Below are 21539 nucleotides of genomic sequence, written 5' to 3' on the forward strand. Positions count from 1 at the left end.
TCTTCTATTTTGTCAGATTTTTCCTTTTTTTGCTATGAATAATTCAAGACAAATAATCTTCAACACTCTATTCAACAGTTTCTGATCATTCATAAAGTGTTGAACTTCTTTTGATTAATGTTCGACAGTTCTTCAAATAGAAGAGGAACAATAACTGGCATCGTGCTTGCTTAATGAAAAGTGAAGGATGGATTTCTCTCTACTAAAAATTTAGATTGACTTTGAAGCAGCTTTTTTTAATATAAAGAGAAGGGGGAAAGTGTATGAAAGAGGAATTATTAAATTATTTAAAGAATCAAACCGCTTTTCTCAATTTAGAGGATCTTAGCGAATTATTTACCGCCTCAAAATTGGCTGAGGTTTTCAAGGTAAAACGAAATACGGTAAGCCAATACCTAAATCAACTGACTGAAAGCGGAGAGCTTGTAAAAATAAATTCCAGACCGGTTTATTATTTTCACAAAGGAGCCTTTGAAAAGCAATTTTTTGGGTTACGCACGAATCATTATGAAAGCGTTCAAATGATTTTAGCTGAACAGCCGATGTTTGGGAAAGAGCAGGACTTCTTTTCGCTTTTGATTGGCCATGATAAAAGTCTCAATCGAGTCATTGAACAAATCAAGGCGGCGCTTAATTATCCTGATGGTGGTCTGCCGGTGCTGATCAATGGGGAGAGCGGTACTGGGAAAAGCTATCTAGTCAAGTTGGTTCATCATTACTGCATTCAAAAAGAGCTGTTACCAGAAGATGCACCTTTTATCACCCTAAACTGTGCTCAATATGCGAACAATCCTGAATTGTTGACGAGTAATCTTTTTGGCAGTGTGAAGGGAGCCTATACAGGAGCAGAAACGGATCGAAAAGGAGCCTTTGAAGCTGCCGATGGTGGGATACTGTTTTTAGACGAGGTACACCGCTTAAATGCGGAAGGTCAGGAAAAGCTCTTTACGTATTTAGATCAGGGAGAGATTTATCGAATGGGAGACACTAGTCACCCAATAAGTGTTCATACCAGGTTGTTTTTTGCAACAACAGAGGATTTGACAAGTAATTTTTTGAATACCTTTATTCGGCGTATCCCAATTCAGGTGACGATTCCTTCTTTGCAGGAGCGAGCGAGAAATGAACGCTTAGAATTGATCTATTCTTTTTTGATCCATGAACAGACGAAAGTCAAACGGGAACTGCTGATTACAGGTCAGACTTTAGAATTATTGGCGAGTGGAAACTTTAAGGGAAACATCGGTGAGCTTAAAAATATCATTAAGGTCATGACAGCTAAGGCACTTTCTGAAGTAAGTCCTGACCAGCCAGTAAAGCTGACTATTTATCACTTGCCAGAATCTTTGCTTTCAATGAATAGTTCTAATTTGCAAAACTCACTGCCTGAGGAAGTTTTGATCAATAGTGAATCGCGTCTGGATACTTTAATGTTAGCAAATACCCAGAGTCAGAAAAGAGTAGAGGATTCTTTTACTAAGATGATTTTAGAATATCAAAAATCTCAAGGGCGATTAAGCGACTGTCAATTGAATTTAAAAGAAATCGTCGATCAGCTATTTGATTACCTGCTGTTTGAAACGGATCGTCAGCAAAAGCATGAGATGCTCTTGTATCTCACTCAATATGTTCGTGAAACTTTTCGACAAATGGAAAGTGCTTATCAGATTAAGTTTAACGGTAATAGTGTCTATGCTGTCGGGTACTACTTATTTCAGCGAGGTTCTAGCCGTTGGATGTCTGAGGACACTCAAATCATGGAGCTGATACGTCAGCTAGAAACGCAAATCTCTGAAGCCTATCCAGCGAGCTATTATTATGTTCAGAGAATTCTTGAGCTATGCAAGCCAAAGGTAGATATCGAAATATCAGCAATGGATCGCATTGTATTGACTTTATATTTGAAAAAGGCTGATTGGACGAAAGAGCAAGGAATGGCAAAAGCGGTAATCGTCGCTCATGGTTATGCGACGGCCAGCAGTATTGCTAATGTAGCCAATCGCTTTTTAGGAAAAGATGTTTTTGAATCCTTTGATATGCCTTTGGATGTGACACCGCAGCAAATAGCGGAAGAAATTTTGGATTATAGTGAAAACAATGATATCTCAAATGGGTTGGTTATTCTAGTAGATATGGGTAGTCTCAAGGAAATTTATCAATACTTTCCAAAACAAATCAACGTTCCGATCGTTATTATGAACAACGTAACTACACCATTAGCCATCGCTGTGGGTGAAAATATCAAGTTTCAACGAACGTTGAATGAGCTGGCAACTAAATCTGCCGAGGAAGCACATTTTGATTGGGAAATCATTTATCCTAAGGAAAACCGAACCAAAGCGTTATTGACTACCTGTCAAACAGGGATCGGAACAGCTACGCAAATTTGTCATTTACTTGAAAAAAGCTTGCCTAGTACGTGTGAGTTGAAGATACTTCCTTACGAGTATCGTGTTTTAGAAGAGAAAAAACTAGATGAGACTGTTTTTTCAGTTTATGAGGTGTTAGGAATTATTGGTACCGATGATCCTCACATTCCAAAGATGCCATATTTATCGTTAGAGGAACTGATTTCTGGTGATGAACAGCAGATCCTTACAGAATGGTTAACATCAGTGATGACGGAGGAAGAAAATCAGATTTTCAATACCAATGTGATTCGTAATTTCTCTTTGGAAAAGGTTATAGATTCAGTTACCATACTTGATACAGATAAGGTCATGAGGGAGATTGATCTATTTATGCGTGACTTAGAGTTGGCTGGAAGAATTCAGCTATCAAACGCGAAAAAGCTTGCTCTTTATGTACACGTTAGTTGTTTGATCGAACGGCTGATACGAAATGTTCCGATTGAGACCTACGAAGGTTATGCGGAACTGTATCAGTGTCAAAAAGAACTCTTGGAAATCATCAAACAGGCGTTTAGTGTCATAGAAAGAGATTATAGTGTCACGATCCCTGATTCTGAACTCGCTTATATATTCGATATTATCCATGAAAAGTCTGATACTTCTATGAAAGACGAAGAATTTTAGCAAAGCAAGCGGTGCGCCACTAAAGTTGGCACACCGCTTGCTTTTATTATAAGTGTAGAAGAGATTGAGAGGTGAATCGTATTGGAAAGAAAACTGGTTCTAGCATCCCATGGCAAGTTAGCGTCAGGAATGCGTTCTTCTTTAGCACTGATCTGCGGAACTCAAATAACAGTGGAAACATTGGATTGCTATTTAACAGAAGATTTCGACTTAGAAAAAGAAGTAAATGAACTGTTGGAAAAGTATCATCAGCAAGAATTGGTTGTGGTGACTGATTTATTCGGCGGCAGCGTAAATAATGAATTTTTAAGCCATATTGATCGTTCGGATTTCTATTTAGTCGCAGGAATGAATTTGCCATTTTTAGTAGAACTAACGATGCAGTTGCAAAGCGCTGACTCTCTGCCGCAGCTTATCGAAACAGCGTTGGAGTCATCGAAACAGATGATCCAATTTTGTAATCAAGTGGTTAAAAAGGAACTAGCAGAAGAAGAATTTTAATCATAAGAAATGGAGGAGAAAAAATGATTTTACTAACAAGAGTGGATCATCGATTATTGCATGGGCAAGTGGCATTTTCATGGACGCAGGGGTTGGGAGCCGATTGTATTTTGATCGCAAATGATGACGTTCCTACAAATGAACTGCGTAAAACAACGATCAAATTAGCCAAGCCGCAGGGAGTCAAATTGGTTATCAAAAATATCGAAGACTCGATTGCGGCACTTCAAAGCGGCGTGACAGACAAATACAAATTGTTTATCGTCGTGGAATCGATCGCAGATGCAAAAAAACTAGCAGATGCGTATCCGCAAATCAAAAAAATTAATTTAGGCGGCATCAAAGCAAAAGAAGGCACAAGAAGCATCGGGAAAGCGGTAAATGTTCTACCAGAAGAGGAAGAAGTTCTAAAGGAAATGGTAAACAAAGGGATTGAAGTTGAAATTCGACAAGTTCCTACCGATAAAAAAGTCGCTGTCACTGAAGTTCTTTAAAAAAGAAAGGTTGAAGAAATATGCTTATTCAAGCAATTTTACTTGGGTTAGTCGCGTTTATTGCTCAGTCTGAGTATGCGTTAGGGACCTCACTCTTGTCCCGACCAATCGTAACGGGATTATTTACGGGGATCGTACTAGGAGATATGAAGGCCGGCATTATTATGGGGGCAACATTAGAGTTAGCATTTATTGGTTCCTTCTCAGTCGGAGCGGCGATTCCGCCGGATGTTGTTACTGGTGGTGTTTTAGGAACCGCCTTTGCGATTACCGCCGGTGCAGGAACAGAAACAGCTTTGCTTCTAGGATTGCCAATTGCGACCTTGACATTGATTCTGAAAAATATTTATCTTGGAATTTTAATTCCAATTATGAACCAAAAGGCTGATAAATACGCTGAAGAGGCCAATTATAAGGGAGTTGAGCGTATGCACTTAGCCGCTGGTCTGGGACTTTCTTTGATGCTTGGTTTAGTCGTAATGATCTCATTTATGGTAGGTAGTAAAACGGTTGGTAATTTGCTAGCTATGATTCCAGAATTTATTCAACACGGCTTATCTGTGGCGACCGGTTTGATTCCAGCATTAGGGTTTGCGATGCTTGCTAGATTATTAATCAATAAGCAAGTGGCTCCGTATTTCTTCTTAGGCTTTGCTCTAGCTGCTTATTTAGAAATTCCGGTAACGGGAATCGCTATTTTCGGCGCCATCGTTGCGGTGGTTGTGGTGAATATTATGAATGTGCGCGGCGGTCAGAATAATAGTGCTCAAACTTCAACAGGGGAGGTAGTTGATGATGATGACTTCTAATGAAAAAGATGAGTTAAAAATCACGAAAAAAGATTTAAGCAAGGTGTTTTGGCGCTCTTTCCAAATGGAATTCTCTTGGAATTATGAACGTCAGATGAATCTCGCCTACTGCTACGCCATGATTCCAATCCTGAAGAAACTATATAAAACTAAAGAAACAATGGCTGCCGCATTGAAGCGCCACTTAGAGTTCTTCAATACGACTCCACACATTGTAACGTTGATTTTGGGGATTAACGCAGCGATGGAAGAAGAAAATGCCAACGATCCCAATTTTGATGTTTCAACCATTGATAATATTAAAACCTCGTTAATGGGCCCGTTAGCCGGAATTGGTGACTCCTTCTTCTGGGGGACCCTACGCTTGATCGCTACAGGTGTAGGAACGTCGCTAGCCATGCAAGGAAATATCTTAGGTCCGATTCTATTCTTGGTTATTTTTAATATTCCACATTTATTGTTCCGCTATTTTGCGACTTCATGGGGCTATAAATTAGGGACAGGGTTTTTGAAGAAAATTCAAGAAAACGGCATGATGGGCAGTCTAACATTAGGCGCTTCGATTATTGGGTTGATGGTTGTTGGTGGAATGACCGCCTCAATGATCGATATCAACATTCCACTAAAAATCGGTACAGGAGAAAATGCTGTGACCGTACAAAGTATTTTTGATGATATCGTACCAAGAATCTTATCCTTAGGCGCTTTCGGAGCAGTCTTCTATCTGTTGAAAAAGGAAGTCAAAGCGTTGACGATTTTATTAGGGTTAGCTATTTTTGGCATCCTTGGTTCATGGATCGGTCTCTTTTAAGAATGGAGGAATAGAATGACAACAAAAACAATGCTTGATTACATCAATCAAGAACAGGAAACATTGGCTAAAATTTTGAAGGACTATGATTTTTCCAGCGATTCAAAATTTTCTACAATGGCTACCGTCACCATTTTGGCCACCGGCTCTTCCAACAATGCCTGTTTATCTGCGAAGGCAGCGTTTGAACAGCTGGCGGATGTGAGCATCACTATTGAAGAGCCTTATAACTTCAACCATTATGGACGATTGATTAAGGGAACAGATACAATCATCGGTGTGTCGCAAAGCGGAAAGAGTGCTTCCACCATTGATGCGATGAAGCAATTAGATGAGCAGGAAATTCAACGAATCGTTTTGACGAGTGATCTAGACAGTCCGATTGCTCAAGTCGTCGATACTGTCATTGATTTAAACACTGGAATTGAAACAGTTGGTTTTGTAACGAAAGGTTTTTCGGCGACAATTTTACAGTTGATTTTATTGGCGATCAAAGTAGGGGTATCGAAGAATAAAATTGATGAGCAACGTTTGGTCGAGCTGAAGGAAGAATTACAGAAGGTGATTGAAAAAATTCCAGCAGTCATTGCCCAATCTGATGAGTTTTTTAAACAGCATGAACCGCTTTTGAAGCTTGGTGGTCGATTTGTTGCTCTAGGCTATGGACCAAACTGGGGAACGGCGAAGGAATTTGAGACGAAATTCACGGAAACAGTTCGCCGTCCCAGCCAAGGCTTTGAACTGGAAGCATATATGCACGGCCCTTATCTAGAAGCAAATTGGGAGCATACACTGTTCTTCATCGAAACACCAAGCGTCAATCAAAGCAGATCACAAGCATTAGCGGATTATATGGATAGCTCTGTCGGAAGTATTCTAAAAGTAACCACAGAAAAAAGTTCTGATAAGAATACTTTGGGCCTAGCTGTCACGATTCCAGAGATTTTCTCACCATTACTATTGATTATTCCATTCCAATTATTGGCTTATCGCACAGCGACAGCAAAAGGAATCGATTTAAGCAAACGAATTTTTGATGATTTTGATTCGGTATTAAAAAGTAAAATATAAAAGTTGAGGAGTTTAGAACATGTTGAAATTTAACGAGCAGCAACAGATTGATGATATTCAAGGAGCTTTGGCATTACGTCCACAGGTCGAACAAATTATCGACGAAGTTATGGAAAAAGGCTATGACAATATTTTTTATCTAGGGATTGGCGGAACCTATGCATCGGCTATGCAAGCAGTAACATACATTAACGGCCGCAGTGATTTACCAGCATATGTGCAACATGCAGCAGAATACTACACTACCGGAAACCGTCGATTAACTAAAGATTCACTGGTCATTCTTTCCTCAGTGACAGGAACAACTGAAGAAGTCGTCCGTGCGGTGAAGGAAATCAAAAAAGTAGGGGCTACACTATTAGGCTTTATTGATACTGAGGGCACTAGCTTAGCGGAAAGCTGTGATCATGTGATTACTTATCCAGCGCCTGGAACGGAACAAATCAAATTCTTTATGGCTGCAGATCGCTTGATGAATAAAAATGGAGATTTTCCTGATTATGAAGAATACTATGGTGAGCTGGAACAATACCTAGCGAAAGGGTTAGTAGAAGCTGAGAAACAAGCGGAGGATTTCGGACGTGAATTTGCTGAAAAACATCGCCATGATGCTATGCATTACTTTATTGGAGCCGGAAATCAATGGGGAGCCGTGTATTCTTACGCGATGTGCTACTGGGAAGAACAAAGCTGGCTACGTTCTAAATCCATTCATGCAGCGGAATTCTTACATGGTACATTAGAAATCGTGGACGAAACAACGCCAGTGACTTTGTTCTTAGGAGAAGATGAACAGCGACCATTGGCAGAGCGAGTGAAAAACTTGCTGCCACGTATTTGCGGGAACTATACCTTCATTGATTCAAAGGATTATCCGATTGAAGGTATCAGTGAGAAAAACCGCGGACGCGTATTGCCGCATCTATTGATGCATTGTGTGACCCAACGAATCGATGCCCATGTAGAGAAATTAAATTGTCATCCGTTGGATATTCGTCGCTATTACCGTCAGTTTGAGTATTAATTTAGAAACCTCTTTGCATGAGCAAAGGGGTTTTTTACTGGTATATTAAATAAGAAAGCACATTCAAAGCATCTAGCCCAACAACACTATATATTGTGTTGTTTTTTTACATATCACGAAATAGACACAAAATCTAGACTTTACTTCGAAAAAAATAGGAGTACTATTATCAAGGATTTGAAAGAAAATTTTAGTTTACTGAGAGAGGATGGATGAAACGATGCTATTGATCGCTGGCACGATTGGTGCGGGGAAAAGCAGTCTGACAGATATGTTGTCACAGGAAATGAACTCAAAACCATTTTATGAGAACGTGGATGACAATGAAGTACTGCCATTGTTTTACTCGAATCCAGAAAAATATACATTTTTGTTGCAGGTATTCTTTTTGAATAAACGCTTTTTAGCGATGAAGGATGCCTTGCCGCAAGCAGATAACGTATTGGATCGTTCGATTTATGAAGACAGTCTGCTTTTTCACTTGAATGCAGATCTTGGTCGCGTAAGTTCGGAGGAAGTGAAGCAATACGATCATTTGCTAGATACGATGTTAAAGGAATTGGAGCATACAGCGCCGAAAAAAAGACCCGATTTGCTGGTACACATCAAAGTCTCATTTGATGTCATGCTGGAGAGGATTGAAAAACGTGGCCGAGATTATGAACAAATCGCTACGAATCCAGAGCTATATGATTATTACAAGCTGGTTAATGAACGTTATGAAAAATGGTTTGACAGCTTCACGATTTGTCCCAAAATTCAAATTAACGGAGACCGCTATGATTTTGTTGCTGATCCAAAGGCAGCAGAAATCGTGATCAATCAAATCAAGGAAGAAACCAACAAGCTGAACGTATTAACGTTCAAGAACGCAAGCTATTATTCAAGTGAAAAGATGGAAAAAGGGATTTTTTAAAACGTCCTTTTTTTCTTACTAAATAAAGAACGACCGTTTTCTAGAAGGAGCCAATTATGTTAAATTATTTCAAGTTTTTACTTCATCAGTTAAAAGGCTGGCCACAACAGAATTATTACCTCTTTTTCTTTAGTTTAGGCTGCCAGATCATGACCTTAGTCAATCAACCGATCACATGGCTTACAGTGATCACGTTTATCGGTACGACTTTAGGTGTCTTATGTATTCTTTCGATTAATGCCGCGAAATCGGTCAATGGTATTTTAGGAATTATTTCTGCGATTTGCTTTATTTATGTAGGCTATTCCGCTAAAAACTACTTAAGCATCGGGGAACAAATCGCGTATATGATCACACTGGATATTCCCGTATTGCTAAGTAAAGAGTGGAACCATAATATGGCGTCTAAGATTCGCAAGTTTACTGGGAAAACCTGGTTTGTGGCAATTATCAGTACGATCCTTGTGTACTTTGTTTCCGGTTTTCTGATTCAACGCTTTACGGATGACCCTCGTCCTTGGATTGATGCAATTGCCTTTTCAATTAGCTTAAGTGCAGGCATTATCAGTTTCTTACGTTACAATAATCAATACTTTTGGTGGTTGGCATCAGGGCTTGCTCAAATGGTTCTTTGGTACATTTCCTTCAGACATGGCTCCGCAAGCTTGGCAATGTTCGTGAATAGCTCTGTTTACCTGATCAATGACTTTTTGGCATTTACCGTTTCTCCTTGGTATAACAAAAAGGAACGGGAAAGAATGCAACGGATGGAAGAAGAGTATTATCATCTGAGCCACTGATTTAATATATAAGAAAAGATCTCGATGACTTTTTGTCATGGAGATCTTTTTTATTGATCTGAAAGAAGCCATTCAATTTCATCTGTGATCCAAGCGCCAGGTTTTTTTATAGGATCAAACGGCATCCAAGAGCTTTTCATAAAAATCTTCTCTGCTTGCCAATAGCCGTTGGCGGATTGTTTTTCTTTTAGGTAGTCAATCGCTTGGCGACACTCAACGCGATCTAGCTGATCCTCAGCTTTCAAAACAGTTAATGCTTCGATGATATTTGTTCGATAAGGGTAGGGATAAAACAGAGTGATCAAGTCATCGTACAAATATTCATCATTCATTTCATGGAAAATAACTCGATGCTTCAATAGAGAAGCAATTCCTTTATCCAATTTTGCCTGAAGTCCTGGAAAATCACCGTATTTAGCGGCGTACTCGGAGAGAGCTTTAATTGACTTAACTAAACCATCGTAGCAGGGAGACTTTCCGACGCAACCGCCAAAGCGATGAAAAAGATCCTTGCCATGCCAATCGGAAGGTTCATTCTTAGTAAATGGAAAGTAATAAATAATCCATTGAATTCCTTTTTCCGCCCAGTTCTTTTTACCAGCACGCAAAAATAGTAAAGTACAGAGTGCGTTGTGACAGGCTAAAATTCCTTCTTGTTTTCCAGTTAATGAAAATCCTTCTTCAAATGACACATGAGTGTGCAGAGTTTCCAGCATCGTCTGCACCTGATCAAGCCGCTCGAAATAAGGAATTTCTGAAAGCTCCGTTAATAAGAACTCTAGTTTTCGCAAACCGGTAAATGTATCTGTACGGAAAGGTTCAGCTAATATATTGGTAATGACCTCAGAGTTTTCTAATAAGTTCTCGATTTCTGAAAACTCAAGCGACTGTTTGTTTCTAACCATTTTTTTCAATTTTAAAGCAGAATCTAACTTCAAGTCGTTTGTCATTTTATCAATCCCTTCAATAATACTTTTAGTGTAGCATTTCGACACAAGAGGCGAAAGAGGAGACGTTCGACTAAATTTAAATACTTTTTCACCTTTTAATATAAAAAATCAGAATCCAGCTTGATGAAAATAAGATTATTATTTGAATTTTTAATGAATCATAGGATTTAAAGCTGAAAATAAGCTATTGTAAAGGTATTCAGAATTCAAGTAGAAGAGGAAAACAATGAAATATTTGTATCAGCAATTATTAGCTTTTTGGTCCCTTATTCTTTTGACAGTCGTATTGATCGGCATATCTTTTACCAGCATCAATAAGCGGACATTAGTCAATCAAAACTACAACCAGATTAGAGAATACATTGAGTCCGTCAATGATTCGTTGAATAGTGATCTATCAAATCCTTATACCAATCCCTACGGTAACCTAACTAGTGAAGAGATTCTACCTTACCATTTAGCTAACGCTGAACAAGTGCTAGCCCAACAGGGAATTAAGTTCGTCTTGATTGATAGTAAAAAGAATGTGGTCTATCCTTCAACGCGAACCGAAATCAAAGAGTCCTTATTAAACGATTCAGAATGGAAAAAACTAAGAAACGGTGAAAGTATCTATAAAACAATCAAATATGATTTAACTGGTGAGCCTAATCAAACGTCCTATGTTCTTTCTAATCGGTATGTTTCCAATGAGTTTTCTGGTGTCTTAATTGCTTCAAAATCCGCTAGAGACCTAGAAGAAAGTGAAAAAAAGATTTCTGACAATCTTCTGAAGGGCTTCATTATTTCCTCCCTGTTTGGTGGCGCGATCAGTTTTGGCCTAGCAGCAAGACAGGTGAAAAAAATAAATGATTTGAAACGAGCGGTTAATCAAATCTCTAATGGGAATTATGAAATAGAAATCGAGGAAAAAAACAATAAAGATGAGTTTAATGAACTGGCCCATGATTTCAATAAAATGGCGGTGTCCTTACAGGAAAACGAAAAGGAAATCATTCGCCAAGAGGAATTACGTAAGCAGTTTATGGCAAATACCTCTCATGAAATGAGGACTCCGCTAACGACAATCAAGGGACTGCTGGAGGGGCTTGAATATGGCGCGATCCCAGAAAACCAAAAGGGAAAAGCTGTATCGTTGATGCAAAATGAGACCGATCGACTCATCCGTTTAGTGAAGCAGAATTTAGATTATGAAAATATCAGAAGCCATCAAATCACTCTCTCTTTAACAACATTTAATGCAACAGAAGCCATCAATAATATTCTGACGCAACTGAATAAAAAAGCCGAGTCAATGAATGATCACTTGCTCCTATCAACTCCAGATTCTGTTGAAGTATATGCGGATCACGATCGTTTCATTCAAATTATGGTGAATATTATTCAAAATGCCATTCAGTTTACCGAAAACGGCGAGATAAAAGTCGCAATCAAAGAAACGGATTCAGATGTATTTATCACCGTCGAGGACAATGGCATCGGCATGACTGAAGAGGAACAAAAAAATATTTGGGATCGCTATTATAAAGCCGATCCGTCAAGGAAAAATACGAAGATAGGCGAGTCTGGACTTGGATTATCGATCGTAAAGGAACTAGTGCGACTGCACCACGGTTCAATTGAAGTGACCAGCGAAAAAAATGAAGGAACGACCTTCCTGATACAATTTCCTAAAGAAAAATAAAATCATCAGAAAAAGCTGTTATTTTATAAATAACGGCTTTTTGAAATCAACCTTTGCTATACTTATAGTAAGAACAAAAAGGAGAAAAAACTTTGTGGATATATGTATTAGTATTAATAATTCTTGTATTGCTTGTTTTTGAGGGTTATCAGTTTCAGCGCGATATCAAGGCTGCATACGATCGATTGGATCAGTATCAGGTGAAATCACTAACTACTAGTTTTGGTAAAATGAATTATCTTGATGAGGGTTCTGGCGAAGCTGTTTTGATCGCTCATGGAATTTTTGGCGGTTACGATCAAGGAATGATTAGTCTCAGGCAAGTCGTAGGAGACAGGCAGCGAAAAATTTCGCCCTCGCGTTTTGGCTATATTGGTTCAGCACTGCCTTCGGATCCTACACCTGAAAATCAAGCAAAAGCATTTATTGAACTAATGGACTATTTAGGGATCGAAAAATGCTTCATTTTAGGGACCTCTGCTGGTGGCGCCGTCACATTGCGTATGGCACTGGATTATCCTGAACGCGTCAAAGGAATTATTTTGTTATCCTCAGGAGCACCAGATAAAAAGAGGACGGTGAAAGAAGTTCAAGAGATGGGACTCCAAGGACCCCCGCCATTCATCGTGAATGATTTTATTCTGTGGTTTGCGATGAAGCATTTTGGATTTGTCTTTAATAAGATGATGGGAACAACGATCAAGACCAATGAGTTGTTCGAAACAATGCTGCCAGCAACACCGAGAAGGCAAGGCGTCAAAGCGGACACTGAGAGAACAAATACAGATATGACGTTAAATTATGACAACTATCCTTTAGAGGACATTCAAGTTCCGATCCTAGTTTGTCATGCGAAGGACGATCCGATGGCTGACTATGAATCTATCGAAAAAATGCTTCAGCGAGTGAAGGCAGAGACAGCCATTTGCGAAACTGGGGGACATACAATAGATGGCAATGGCGATTTTGTAGATCAAGCGATCCGGACATTTATTGAAAAGAAAAAATGATTGTAGTAAAAATGGAGGCCAATTTTGTGAAAGCTGTTATTTCTGGAAGTGTAGTTTTTCAAGAAGAATATCGAGATCTGGAAAAAATTTCAGTAAAGAAGGCATTGAATTAATTGATTATCCTCGCTCATGTCAGAACCTAGACAAAGAGTATCCAGAAATCTTAACGACTTTTTTTAAAAATATCGCAGTAGCGGATTTATTTTTTGTATTTAATCAAGATCGGAAAGGGGTATCAGGCTATATTGGTGCCGCAACTTTTTCAGAAATGACGTATTGTCTGATGCAAAATCTTATTCATGGAAAAAGGATCAAAATAGTCTTATTTAAGGAACCATCAGAGGAAAATTTTTGTTTTGATGAGGTAGATCGCTGGCTAAAGAATGGCTGGATGGAAATCAGACAGTCTAACAATTTGGTATAACAAAGGTGTGGGCAAAAGACTGCTCACACCTTTTTGAATTTTTTATTTATATACTACAAAATCACTTGAAAATTATGATTCACTTTTGCTTCGATGCGTGGGTGAATTTTCAAATAGTCGGCAATTAATTCGGTCATGTCGATTTGGATTTCTCGGACAATTTTCTCCGCACCAAACATCGCATAATTTCCTCCGCCGATTGCCCGATATTGATTTGTCACCACTTCCAGCATTTGTTGCGGAAGAACGGGGTGACCTTTAAAATGAAGTTCGGTAATCCGTTGGCCAACAGGCTGTTTCATATCAATCGTGTACTGAATCCCTTCATACATGTCATAATTGTAGTACTGTGGCTTAGGCTGAATAAAGGCTGGATTGAATACGATTTGGTTATTTTCTACAGCTAAATAATTTGCGGTCTGCTCCAACGCCGCTTTCAAATCTGCACCATTAATTTGAATCACTGCCAGAGTATTCGGATAAATATAGTTGGTGATGACGTCCCGCATCGTGATCGTCTCACCAAAGCCTTTTCCTTCATTATTGAATAACGCAGTTCCAGAAATCTCTGCGTCGCTGGCAAATAATTGTACACGATTAATGAACTCTACATAGGGATGTTCCTCAAGACGAGCCTGCATCGGATCACTAATACGCATATTTCCGTTCACTTTACCTAAGGGTTGATCCAACCATGTCTCTAGTTTTTCTTCTACCGGTGCGATCGCTGCAAGAATTTCTGGATCAGGCTCTGATTTTTCAACTGAGTGTAAAGCAACCTGGTGATCTGTAACAACCACTTGATCCTCCTTCTTCTCGACGGTCAGACGAACTTCACCGATGAACTCGCCACGATAGCCTGGCTGAACAACGGGAACACCACGAACCGTTTCAGCAATTTTCCTGTGCTGATGACCAGTGAAAAGGGCGTCAATGCCTTCAACCTGCTGCAATAGCTCATAGCCTCCATTCTCTCCAGTTATCGCTTCTGTGTCCTCACCGGTCAACAAGTCTTTTTCAAATCCGCCGTGGTAACTGACGATTACCAAGTCTGCTTGTTTCCTTAATAGAGGAACATATTCTTTTGCTGTTTCGACGACACTCTTAAACGTAATTCCTGCTAAGGTTTCTGGCTTTTCCCAGTGAGGAATATATTGTGTCGTTAATCCCAAGACAGCAATTTTTATACCCGCCTTTTCGATAATCTTATAGGCGTTTCCAAAGTAAGGCTGGTCATTTTTGTTCACTATATTGGCTCCTAATATAGGCGCTTGATAATTCTTAATCGCTTCCTTGAGATAATCCACGCCATAGTTAAACTCATGATTTCCCAACACTTGAACATCATAGCCCATTTGATTAATCAAGCTTGTAAGTTTTTTGGCTGAGCCATATTCTTTAGCAAGATAATAACTCAAAGGAGACCCTTGGATGAAATCACCATTTTCGATCGTAATTACCGGTCCATCTGCTTTTGCCCGTAATTCCTTCAGTTTCGACGATACTTTAGCCGCTCCTAAGGCCAGATCGGTTCTGCCGGAATAGTCTGTTGGAGAAACATAGCCATGCATATCACTTGTCTCTAAAAACGTAATGTTCATTCTGTGTGCTCCTTTAGCTGACTCAAAATAGAAAGACCGAAGCGTATTCAGCTGTTCGGTCTCTTTTTTTGATTTATAATGCCTTGATCCTTCATTTGAAGTGTTTTTAAAATGTTGCCTGGAATAAAGTTTTCTGTTGTCTGACGAACAATCCTTCCTTGATCGAGATGATAAAGGTTATACCCATGACGTTCCTCAAAGCGTACGAAGCCATCGCCTTCATCTTCACCAACAAAGGACATACTCGATACAGTAAAATAGGGAATCCCATTAATTTCATCAGTAAATGTGTGATGGGTATGACCGTTCAGAATACAGCGAATATCGTAAGGTGCGATTAGCTTCAAGAAACGTTCGGTACCAGGCCATTTTGGTATACTGCTTTGGTGAGACAGTAGATGATGATGGGTGACCAAGAAAATCGGTTGGTCCTTTTCTTGCTCTAAGGCTTCTTTCAGCCATTGAAATTGCTGATCGTCCACTATACCATCTGCGTATCCATAGCTTGAATTATCAAAGGAAATCACCGTAAACTCAGGATATTTGACTATCTGGTTGTACGGGGCAGAAGAGGCGGCTTCATCGCACCAGCCAACCCAAAAATGTTCTTTGATGTCGTGATTGCCTAAAGTAACAAGGATCGTCGTTTCTCCTAGCGCATTTTCCAGCCAAGTCTTCAAGTATCGATAATCGTCTATTTCGCCATCTTCGGTTAAATCTCCGCTGATAATCACAAGGTCCAAGGGTGTTTGCTGCAGGAGATGATGAATGCATTGCTCCAAAGGAATAAGGGGATTCTGCATCTTAGCCAGCATTCCCTTATAGCCTTCTTCACAAGCCTCATACTCTCTGCGAAAGTGTATATCTGATATATGCAATATATTCATTCTTATCTCAATTTCTTTCTTATAATTCCGGTTATTTGATCTAAAATAAACACGGTTACGACTACACCAATCAAAATAATACTCACTTTGCTCCAAGAACGAGTTTGAATCGCGAATATCAATGGAGCACCGATTCCGCCAGCGCCAACTAACCCTAAGGTAGCCGCACTGCGAACCGCTATTTCAAAATGATTCAATGCTAAAGAACAATAAATCGGCATCAAATAAGGGATGCGAACAAAGAAAATCGTTTGCCAAAAATTTGCTCCTACCGCATGCATTTCTTCAACAAGTCGTTCATCCATTGCTTCCATTTCTTCTGTAAAAAGCTTACCAAGCATTCCGATCTGATGGACGCCAATCGCCATAACACCAGCAAAGGGACCAGGTCCGACGACTTTCACAAAAATAATTGCAAAAACTAGTTCAGGAAAAGCTCGTAAAACATTACAGATAAGCTTACCAATTTTTGTTACCCATGGATGTGCTTGCCAGAGATTCACCGCACTGATCAAGGTAATGGGAATCGCTAATACCGTAGCGATCATTGTCCCTAAACAGGCGATTCCAATGGTTAATAATAGCAAACTAATCAAATCCTCGCCGCTGCCATCATATAAAAACTGCCAATCAGGCTGACCTAACCCTCTCAAAACGTCCATTCCCATAGAAGGAGAGAAGGTGCTTAATCCAGAGTAATCCAGAGTAGCGGCCGATAAAATAACGAGAATCACTAAAGCAACTAATGATAAAAGGGTTCTTCTGTTCATTTCACGAAGCATCATAACAGGGACCTCCTGACACGTTCACTTAATTTATCAACGATCGCGACAGTTACTAGGATCGTCAGAATAATGATTGAAACTCGTTCATAATTCAAAAGGGCAAGTGAGGAATTTAGAATTACGCCAATACCACCAGCTCCGACATATCCAAGGACAGTAGAAGCACGAACATTCACCTCAAACGCGTAAAAAGCATAGCTGGCAAACTGACTCAAAACTTGTGGAGCGATCGACCAAATAGCGATTTGCATTTTATTTGCTCCAACAGCCGCAGCGGCTTCAATCGGGCCAAAGTCAATGGTTTCAATTGCTTGAAACATTAATTGTGACACCATCCCGAAAGTGAAGACAGCGATAGTCAACACGCCAGTCGCTTCACCAATCCCAAACACAGCAACAAAAAGCGCGGCTAAAAGCAGGGTAGGGATGGTCCGTACTAGACCTAAAAGAAAACGAAAGATGGTAGAAAGAAGACGGTTTTCTGTCACTACAGTGGTCGCTAAAAAACTAACAGGGATCGCTAAAACTAAGCCAATGACTGTTCCCAGCAAAGACATTTGAAGTGTTTTCACCATAGGCTCGACTAATTTAGGTAAATAGCTAAAGTCTGGATGAATGAAGCGTGATAAAAAGGCAGTCATTTGATTGGAGTTTTGAAAAACCTGAGAAAAATCAGCTGACGTGATCCAGACACTTCCTTGAAAACAAACAATTAAGAACAGAAGAATAAGCAGGTGTTTATACCATTTAAAGTGAACGGTTTCTTTCAAGCTCATCGATTTCGCCTGCCTTTTCTTCAAAGATTGCATTGCCATAAATTTGCTCTAAGCGTTCATCGGTTAAGTCGTCTGGACGACCATCAAAGACAACCTGACCAGCTTTTAACGCGAGCACACGCGTAGAAAATTCACGAGCCAGAGGGACTGAATGCAGATTGACAATGACTGTTTTATCCATCGTTTGATTGATATTTTTTAGGTCCATCATAACCTTTTGAGTCGTGATTGGATCTAATGATGCAACGGGTTCATCCGCTAAAATAATGGGGGCTTGCTGCACGAGTGCTCGCGCAATGGATACTCGCTGCTGTTGCCCTCCACTGAGCTCATCACTGCGTGTCTGTAATTTATCAGACAAACCAACTTTTTCTAGTGCTTCCTTTGTCTGCTGGTAGTCTTCCTTCGTAAAAAGACCTAAAATACTTTTCCAAGTGGAGTAATAACCCAAACGTCCAGATAGCACATTTTTCTGAACCGTACTACGCTTTACCAGATTGAAGCTTTGCGAGATTAGACCAATCTGGCGGCGAATCTGTCGAAGCTCTTTTTTATTCGCTTTTGTAATAGAGGTTCCATTAATGCGAATATCTCCTTTGGTGGTTTCTACCAAGCGGTTGATACTGCGCAGCAGAGTGCTCTTTCCAGCACCGCTCAACCCGATGATGGAAACAAATTCTCCATCTTCAATTGTTAAGTCAATATCCTTCAAGCCAACAACGCCATTGGGATAGACCTTCGAAACATTGTCAAAAATAATCATTATCCTTCTCCATTTTTTAAAGTGTCAGCAAAAAAAGCTTGCTGACACTTACTGATGTTTTATTCTGCTGCTTTTTTCGTGTAGTCTCTGATCGTGTCATAGGCAGAGTCAGCCGCTTCTTCATAGCCCTGATGCCCCCATAAAGCCATTGCTTCTTCGCCATCTTTATCATCTTTCATATTTAAGAAGGTCTCTTTAATTTTCGCCTTTAAGTCTTTTGACATGTCAGGCTGTACAGCGATTGCGTCATTCGGAATGTCGCCTTCTGTCAGGTACAGGACTTTTAAATCCTTAAATAAATCATTATCTGAGAAATTCGAAGCAAAAACATTTCGTGCGCCTTCAAAAACAAACGCCGCATCCATTTGCTTGTTCAACACTGCGGTAATCTCACTCGGAATATCATTCACAGTGGTCATCTTTGTGTCTGCAGTAGGATCAATCCCAGCATCTTTCAATTCAGCGACAGGATAGATGTAGCCGCTAGCAGAGTTAGGACTTAAGGTTGCGATATTTTTTCCTTTTAAATCAGTTAACTTATTCAATCCGCTATCGGCACGAACCAATACTTCTCCTTTAAAGGTGTTCGTAAGTTTGTCCTTTAATGGCAAGCCAGTTTCTTGATCATAATCGCCGAGCTGAGAAGTCAGGATAGCATCGGCAGCTCCAGCATCCTTTGCTTGAACATAGGCTGCAGGCGGCATAATTCCGACATCGACTTGACCAGAAGACATCGCTTCGACGATCGTTGAATAATCAGTAGCTAGCGTCACTTCTACCTCACGATCTAACTTTTTCGATAAATACTTAGCAAATGGTTTTGCTTTTGCCTCCATACTACCATCATTGTTTGTTGGAACGAATTGGACAACTAATTTTTCCTTGCTCTCTTTTTCTGAGCTGCTGCTTGTATTTCCAGAACCGCAGGCCGCCAAAGTGGTCAATAACATGACTCCGATAAACCCTTTTGCTAACTGTTTGAACTGCATTTTTCTCCTCCTGTTGGATATAATTTCTAATACGTCTAAATCATAGCAGGGAATCAAAATTAATGAAGTGACGCACGTCCTATTTTACACAACTTTTACATACAATTTACAAAGAAATACAAATAATTGTTCGTATTGAGCCGTAAAACATTCTAGGCTATAATAAAGAAAAACTTCTTAGAGGTGACGGTTTCATGAAAAAAATCCATGATACGAAGCAATTAACTGCTTACGTTGAGAAGCACAACCTGCAGGATTATATGGATTCAGATATATTGGCAATGGCTTCTTTACATTTTTTTGAAAAGGAAGAGCACCTCATTCAAACGGGAACAACCTCAGATTATTTGTATTTTTTAGTGGATGGGACGGTAATGGTGTACTCGTATTCTTCTGATACACAAAATATTTGCATCGATTACGCAAAGCCCGCTACACCACTCGGCGAAGCCTCTTCATTGTGGGGATTATCGCCTAAAAGCAGCGTTAAAGCAGTGACTAAGTGCATCTGTATCAGCATTCCGCTAAATCAATATCGAACACAGCTTCAAAAAGATGTTCGCTTTTTGCAGAATATTTGCCAGTTACTAAGTTATCGTTTAAATTCTGGGATAAATTTGGCGAACTCACTGACAGAACCTGTCGAAACTCGTTTAGCAAAGTTTATTTTGACCCATCACGAAAACGAACGTTTCGCATTTCGGTTAACCACCTGCGCCTCAATCTTAAATGTCAGCTATCGACATCTTTTACGAACAATCACGAACTTTCGTGAGGCGAACATTATCGAAAAGAAAAAGAATTATTACTTGATCCATGATATCGAAGCTTTAGAGGACTTAGCTGAGAATATAAGTAGTCCAGTAAAAGCAGAATAAGAGCTCTAGGAAAACCAGTAGTCAGGAATGATTGCTGGTTTTTTGATAGTGGAAAAATTTGGAAACGGAAAATCTTCGTTGAAGAGTAGTGTTCTATATATTGGTATGCTATACTTTTAAAAGTTCAATGTGTCAAGACACATAAAAAGGGGAGAAAAATTTTGAAGAAAATACTTGTTTCATTGTTGTTTTTGGTGTCATTAGTAACGTTAGTCGGCTGTAGTCAGTCTCAGGGGGAGAAGCAAAGTGAAAAAGAGAAAAGTAAAATCGCTTTGGTTCTTGGATTTGGCGGAGTTGATGACCGCTCCTTCAATCAAGCCGGTTGGGAAGGATTAGAGGCTTGGGGAAAAGACAAAAATCTGACAGCAAAAAAAGATTTTACTTATCTAGAAACGAACAATCCAGAGGATAACAGTACCAATATCGATCAGGCAATCAGAAATGACTTTACCACCATTATTAGCTTGAGCTACTTGCAAGCAGAGGAACTGGAAAATGCTGCTAAGGATAATCCAAAGTTGAATTTTGCCTTGGTAGATGGCGAAATTACTGGGAAAAAGAATATCTCATCAGCAACCTTTAAAGATCAAGAAAGTGCGTATTTAGCAGGACTAGCTGCCGCATATACGACAAAAAGTGATCAAGTAGGCTTTATTGGTGGAATGGAAGGGCCCGTGATCCAACGTTTCCAAAGCGGATTTGAAGCTGGCGTTAAGGCAGGGGCCGAAGCACTGAACAAAGAAATTACTGTTAACGTACAATATGCCGCATCCTATGATTCGCCAGATAAAGGAAAAGCTATTGCTGCTTCTATGTACAAAGAGGGAGCCGATATTCTTTATCAGGCGGCAGGAAGTACAGGAGCTGGGGTGTTCCAAGAAGCAAAAGCCCGCAATGAAAACGACTATAGCAGAAAAGTATGGGTGATTGGTGTAGATCGTGATCAAGCGGATGAAGGGGATTATAAAATGGAGAACGGCGAGACAGGAAATTTCACGTTGACCTCTACAAAGAAAAATGTTGGTGCAGCAGTCAAAGAATTTGCAGAAACTTCTTATAACGATAAATTTCCTGGAGGCAAGCATTTGACCTTTGGGTTGAAAGAAGAAGGGGTGGATCTGACAAAAGGACAATTATCAGAGGAAGCCTATCAGGCAGTTTCGGATGCAAAAGAGAAAATCATCAGCGGTGATTTGTCTGTCCCAGAAAAATAATTTTGAACTAATAAGAGAGCGCCGAAAAAGCAGACCATATTAACTGAGAATTGACTACAAACAAGGGAAGAGCACTCCAAGCTTTGTTGCCAATTCTGATATGTCTGCTGTAAAAAG

Annotated in this window: 20 protein-coding genes and 1 pseudogene; 14 read left to right on the plus strand and 7 right to left on the minus strand. The window is 39.7% G+C overall.

Annotated elements, in window-relative coordinates; all coding sequences use genetic code 11:
* Positions 1 to 263 precede the first annotated feature (263 nt).
* From RV13_RS01270 to pnuC, 9 genes are all read left to right on the plus strand, one after another.
* Complete coding sequence (locus RV13_RS01270; RefSeq protein WP_010743437.1) at positions 264 to 3035, plus strand: sigma-54-dependent transcriptional regulator; 2772 nt, start codon at positions 264 to 266, stop codon at positions 3033 to 3035.
* A gap of 81 nt (positions 3036 to 3116) precedes the next feature.
* Positions 3117 to 3536 carry a PTS sugar transporter subunit IIA gene (locus tag RV13_RS01275; RefSeq protein ID WP_010743438.1) on the plus strand — a complete coding sequence of 140 codons (420 nt, stop codon included), beginning with the start codon at positions 3117 to 3119 and terminating at the stop codon, positions 3534 to 3536.
* Between the two features lie 23 nt (positions 3537 to 3559).
* Positions 3560 to 4030 carry a PTS sugar transporter subunit IIB gene (locus RV13_RS01280; protein ID WP_010743439.1) on the plus strand — a complete coding sequence of 157 codons (471 nt, stop codon included), beginning with the start codon at positions 3560 to 3562 and terminating at the stop codon, positions 4028 to 4030.
* A 20-nt stretch (positions 4031 to 4050) separates the two neighbouring features.
* Entirely contained in the window at positions 4051 to 4839 is a 789-nt protein-coding gene (locus RV13_RS01285) for a PTS mannose/fructose/sorbose/N-acetylgalactosamine transporter subunit IIC (RefSeq protein ID WP_010743440.1), read from the plus strand.
* Positions 4823 to 5650, plus strand: a complete 828-nt coding sequence (locus tag RV13_RS01290; RefSeq protein WP_371089236.1) for a PTS system mannose/fructose/sorbose family transporter subunit IID — start codon at positions 4823 to 4825, stop codon at positions 5648 to 5650. The genes RV13_RS01285 and RV13_RS01290 overlap by 17 nt, the downstream gene beginning before the upstream one ends.
* A 15-nt stretch (positions 5651 to 5665) precedes the next feature.
* On the plus strand, positions 5666 to 6721 hold the full coding sequence (locus RV13_RS01295; RefSeq protein WP_010743442.1) for an SIS domain-containing protein: 1056 nt from the start codon (positions 5666 to 5668) through the stop codon (positions 6719 to 6721).
* A gap of 19 nt (positions 6722 to 6740) precedes the next feature.
* On the plus strand, positions 6741 to 7745 hold the full coding sequence (locus RV13_RS01300; protein WP_010743443.1) for an SIS domain-containing protein: 1005 nt from the start codon (positions 6741 to 6743) through the stop codon (positions 7743 to 7745).
* 208 nt (positions 7746 to 7953) lie between these two features.
* The gene (locus RV13_RS01305) at positions 7954 to 8661 is read left to right on the plus strand and encodes a deoxynucleoside kinase (protein WP_060789061.1); all 708 of its coding nucleotides are present in this window, start codon (positions 7954 to 7956) and stop codon (positions 8659 to 8661) included.
* A gap of 56 nt (positions 8662 to 8717) precedes the next feature.
* Entirely contained in the window at positions 8718 to 9461 is a 744-nt protein-coding gene (pnuC, locus tag RV13_RS01310) for a nicotinamide riboside transporter PnuC (protein WP_060789060.1), read from the plus strand.
* Positions 9462 to 9511: 50 nt separating this feature from the next.
* Here the strand turns inward: pnuC and RV13_RS01315 are convergent, their stop codons facing one another.
* Positions 9512 to 10411, minus strand: coding sequence for a hypothetical protein (locus RV13_RS01315; protein ID WP_060789059.1), 900 nt, complete (start codon positions 10409 to 10411; stop codon positions 9512 to 9514).
* A gap of 226 nt (positions 10412 to 10637) precedes the next feature.
* On the opposite strand from RV13_RS01315, the gene RV13_RS01320 reads away from it, so the two are divergent.
* The 3 genes and pseudogenes from RV13_RS01320 to RV13_RS21240 all read left to right on the plus strand — a co-directional run.
* Positions 10638 to 12095 carry a sensor histidine kinase gene (locus RV13_RS01320; protein WP_071875947.1) on the plus strand — a complete coding sequence of 486 codons (1458 nt, stop codon included), beginning with the start codon at positions 10638 to 10640 and terminating at the stop codon, positions 12093 to 12095.
* A gap of 92 nt (positions 12096 to 12187) precedes the next feature.
* A complete protein-coding gene (locus RV13_RS01325) occupies positions 12188 to 13105 on the plus strand; it encodes an alpha/beta fold hydrolase (RefSeq protein WP_060789058.1) in 918 nt (305 codons plus the stop codon).
* Positions 13102 to 13283, plus strand: a pseudogene (locus RV13_RS21240) (hypothetical protein); the annotation flags it as partial. The gene RV13_RS01325 and the pseudogene RV13_RS21240, both read left to right, overlap by 4 nt.
* A gap of 299 nt (positions 13284 to 13582) precedes the next feature.
* On the opposite strand, the gene RV13_RS01335 reads toward RV13_RS21240, so the two are convergent.
* Genes RV13_RS01335 through RV13_RS01360 form a run of 6 tightly spaced genes read right to left on the minus strand, consistent with a single transcriptional unit; the run spans position 13583 to position 19330 of the window.
* Positions 13583 to 15130 carry a bifunctional metallophosphatase/5'-nucleotidase gene (locus RV13_RS01335; RefSeq protein WP_060789057.1) on the minus strand — a complete coding sequence of 516 codons (1548 nt, stop codon included), beginning with the start codon at positions 15128 to 15130 and terminating at the stop codon, positions 13583 to 13585.
* Between the two features lie 47 nt (positions 15131 to 15177).
* The gene (locus RV13_RS01340) at positions 15178 to 16017 is read right to left on the minus strand and encodes a metallophosphoesterase family protein (RefSeq protein ID WP_060789056.1); all 840 of its coding nucleotides are present in this window, start codon (positions 16015 to 16017) and stop codon (positions 15178 to 15180) included.
* A gap of 2 nt (positions 16018 to 16019) precedes the next feature.
* Complete coding sequence (phnE, locus tag RV13_RS01345) at positions 16020 to 16802, minus strand: phosphonate ABC transporter, permease protein PhnE (RefSeq protein ID WP_005880282.1); 783 nt, start codon at positions 16800 to 16802, stop codon at positions 16020 to 16022.
* On the minus strand, positions 16799 to 17578 hold the full coding sequence (phnE, locus tag RV13_RS01350; protein WP_060789055.1) for a phosphonate ABC transporter, permease protein PhnE: 780 nt from the start codon (positions 17576 to 17578) through the stop codon (positions 16799 to 16801). Before phnE (RV13_RS01350) ends, phnE (RV13_RS01345) begins: the two co-directional genes overlap by 4 nt.
* On the minus strand, positions 17550 to 18341 hold the full coding sequence (gene phnC, locus RV13_RS01355; protein WP_060789054.1) for a phosphonate ABC transporter ATP-binding protein: 792 nt from the start codon (positions 18339 to 18341) through the stop codon (positions 17550 to 17552). The genes phnE (RV13_RS01350) and phnC overlap by 29 nt, the downstream gene beginning before the upstream one ends.
* Positions 18342 to 18400: 59 nt before the next feature.
* Positions 18401 to 19330, minus strand: coding sequence for a phosphate/phosphite/phosphonate ABC transporter substrate-binding protein (locus RV13_RS01360; RefSeq protein ID WP_010743455.1), 930 nt, complete (start codon positions 19328 to 19330; stop codon positions 18401 to 18403).
* 194 nt (positions 19331 to 19524) lie between these two features.
* Here RV13_RS01360 and RV13_RS01365 point away from each other — a divergent pair, with 194 nt between their 5' ends.
* Positions 19525 to 20208 carry a cyclic nucleotide-binding domain-containing protein gene (locus RV13_RS01365; protein ID WP_010743456.1) on the plus strand — a complete coding sequence of 228 codons (684 nt, stop codon included), beginning with the start codon at positions 19525 to 19527 and terminating at the stop codon, positions 20206 to 20208.
* Positions 20209 to 20369: 161 nt separating this feature from the next.
* Complete coding sequence (locus RV13_RS01370; RefSeq protein ID WP_060789053.1) at positions 20370 to 21422, plus strand: BMP family lipoprotein; 1053 nt, start codon at positions 20370 to 20372, stop codon at positions 21420 to 21422.
* The last annotated feature ends 117 nt before the right edge of the window (positions 21423 to 21539 follow it).

The organism is Enterococcus raffinosus (genome assembly GCF_001886185.1).
In the GTDB taxonomy this organism is placed as follows: Bacteria; Bacillota; Bacilli; order Lactobacillales; family Enterococcaceae; genus Enterococcus_A; species Enterococcus_A raffinosus.

Bases quoted from the DNA above. Each gene is read 5' to 3' on its own strand.
- RV13_RS01315 (WP_060789059.1), bottom strand. From the start codon at position 10,411: ATGACAAACGACTTGAAGTTAGATTCTGCTTTAAAATTGAAAAAAATG.
- RV13_RS01335 (WP_060789057.1), bottom strand. From the start codon at position 15,130: ATGAACATTACGTTTTTAGAGACAAGTGATATGCATGGCTATGTTTCT.
- RV13_RS01300 (WP_010743443.1), top strand. From the start codon at position 6,741: ATGTTGAAATTTAACGAGCAGCAACAGATTGATGATATTCAAGGAGCT.
- pnuC (WP_060789060.1), top strand. From the start codon at position 8,718: ATGTTAAATTATTTCAAGTTTTTACTTCATCAGTTAAAAGGCTGGCCA.
- RV13_RS01320 (WP_071875947.1), top strand. From the start codon at position 10,638: ATGAAATATTTGTATCAGCAATTATTAGCTTTTTGGTCCCTTATTCTT.
- RV13_RS01360 (WP_010743455.1), bottom strand. From the start codon at position 19,330: ATGCAGTTCAAACAGTTAGCAAAAGGGTTTATCGGAGTCATGTTATTG.
- phnE (WP_060789055.1), bottom strand. From the start codon at position 17,578: ATGAGCTTGAAAGAAACCGTTCACTTTAAATGGTATAAACACCTGCTT.
- RV13_RS01290 (WP_371089236.1), top strand. From the start codon at position 4,823: ATGATGATGACTTCTAATGAAAAAGATGAGTTAAAAATCACGAAAAAA.
- RV13_RS01305 (WP_060789061.1), top strand. From the start codon at position 7,954: ATGGATGAAACGATGCTATTGATCGCTGGCACGATTGGTGCGGGGAAA.
- RV13_RS01295 (WP_010743442.1), top strand. From the start codon at position 5,666: ATGACAACAAAAACAATGCTTGATTACATCAATCAAGAACAGGAAACA.
- RV13_RS01270 (WP_010743437.1), top strand. From the start codon at position 264: ATGAAAGAGGAATTATTAAATTATTTAAAGAATCAAACCGCTTTTCTC.
- phnC (WP_060789054.1), bottom strand. From the start codon at position 18,341: ATGATTATTTTTGACAATGTTTCGAAGGTCTATCCCAATGGCGTTGTT.
- RV13_RS01340 (WP_060789056.1), bottom strand. From the start codon at position 16,017: ATGAATATATTGCATATATCAGATATACACTTTCGCAGAGAGTATGAG.
- RV13_RS01285 (WP_010743440.1), top strand. From the start codon at position 4,051: ATGCTTATTCAAGCAATTTTACTTGGGTTAGTCGCGTTTATTGCTCAG.
- phnE (WP_005880282.1), bottom strand. From the start codon at position 16,802: ATGATGCTTCGTGAAATGAACAGAAGAACCCTTTTATCATTAGTTGCT.
- RV13_RS01365 (WP_010743456.1), top strand. From the start codon at position 19,525: ATGAAAAAAATCCATGATACGAAGCAATTAACTGCTTACGTTGAGAAG.
- RV13_RS01280 (WP_010743439.1), top strand. From the start codon at position 3,560: ATGATTTTACTAACAAGAGTGGATCATCGATTATTGCATGGGCAAGTG.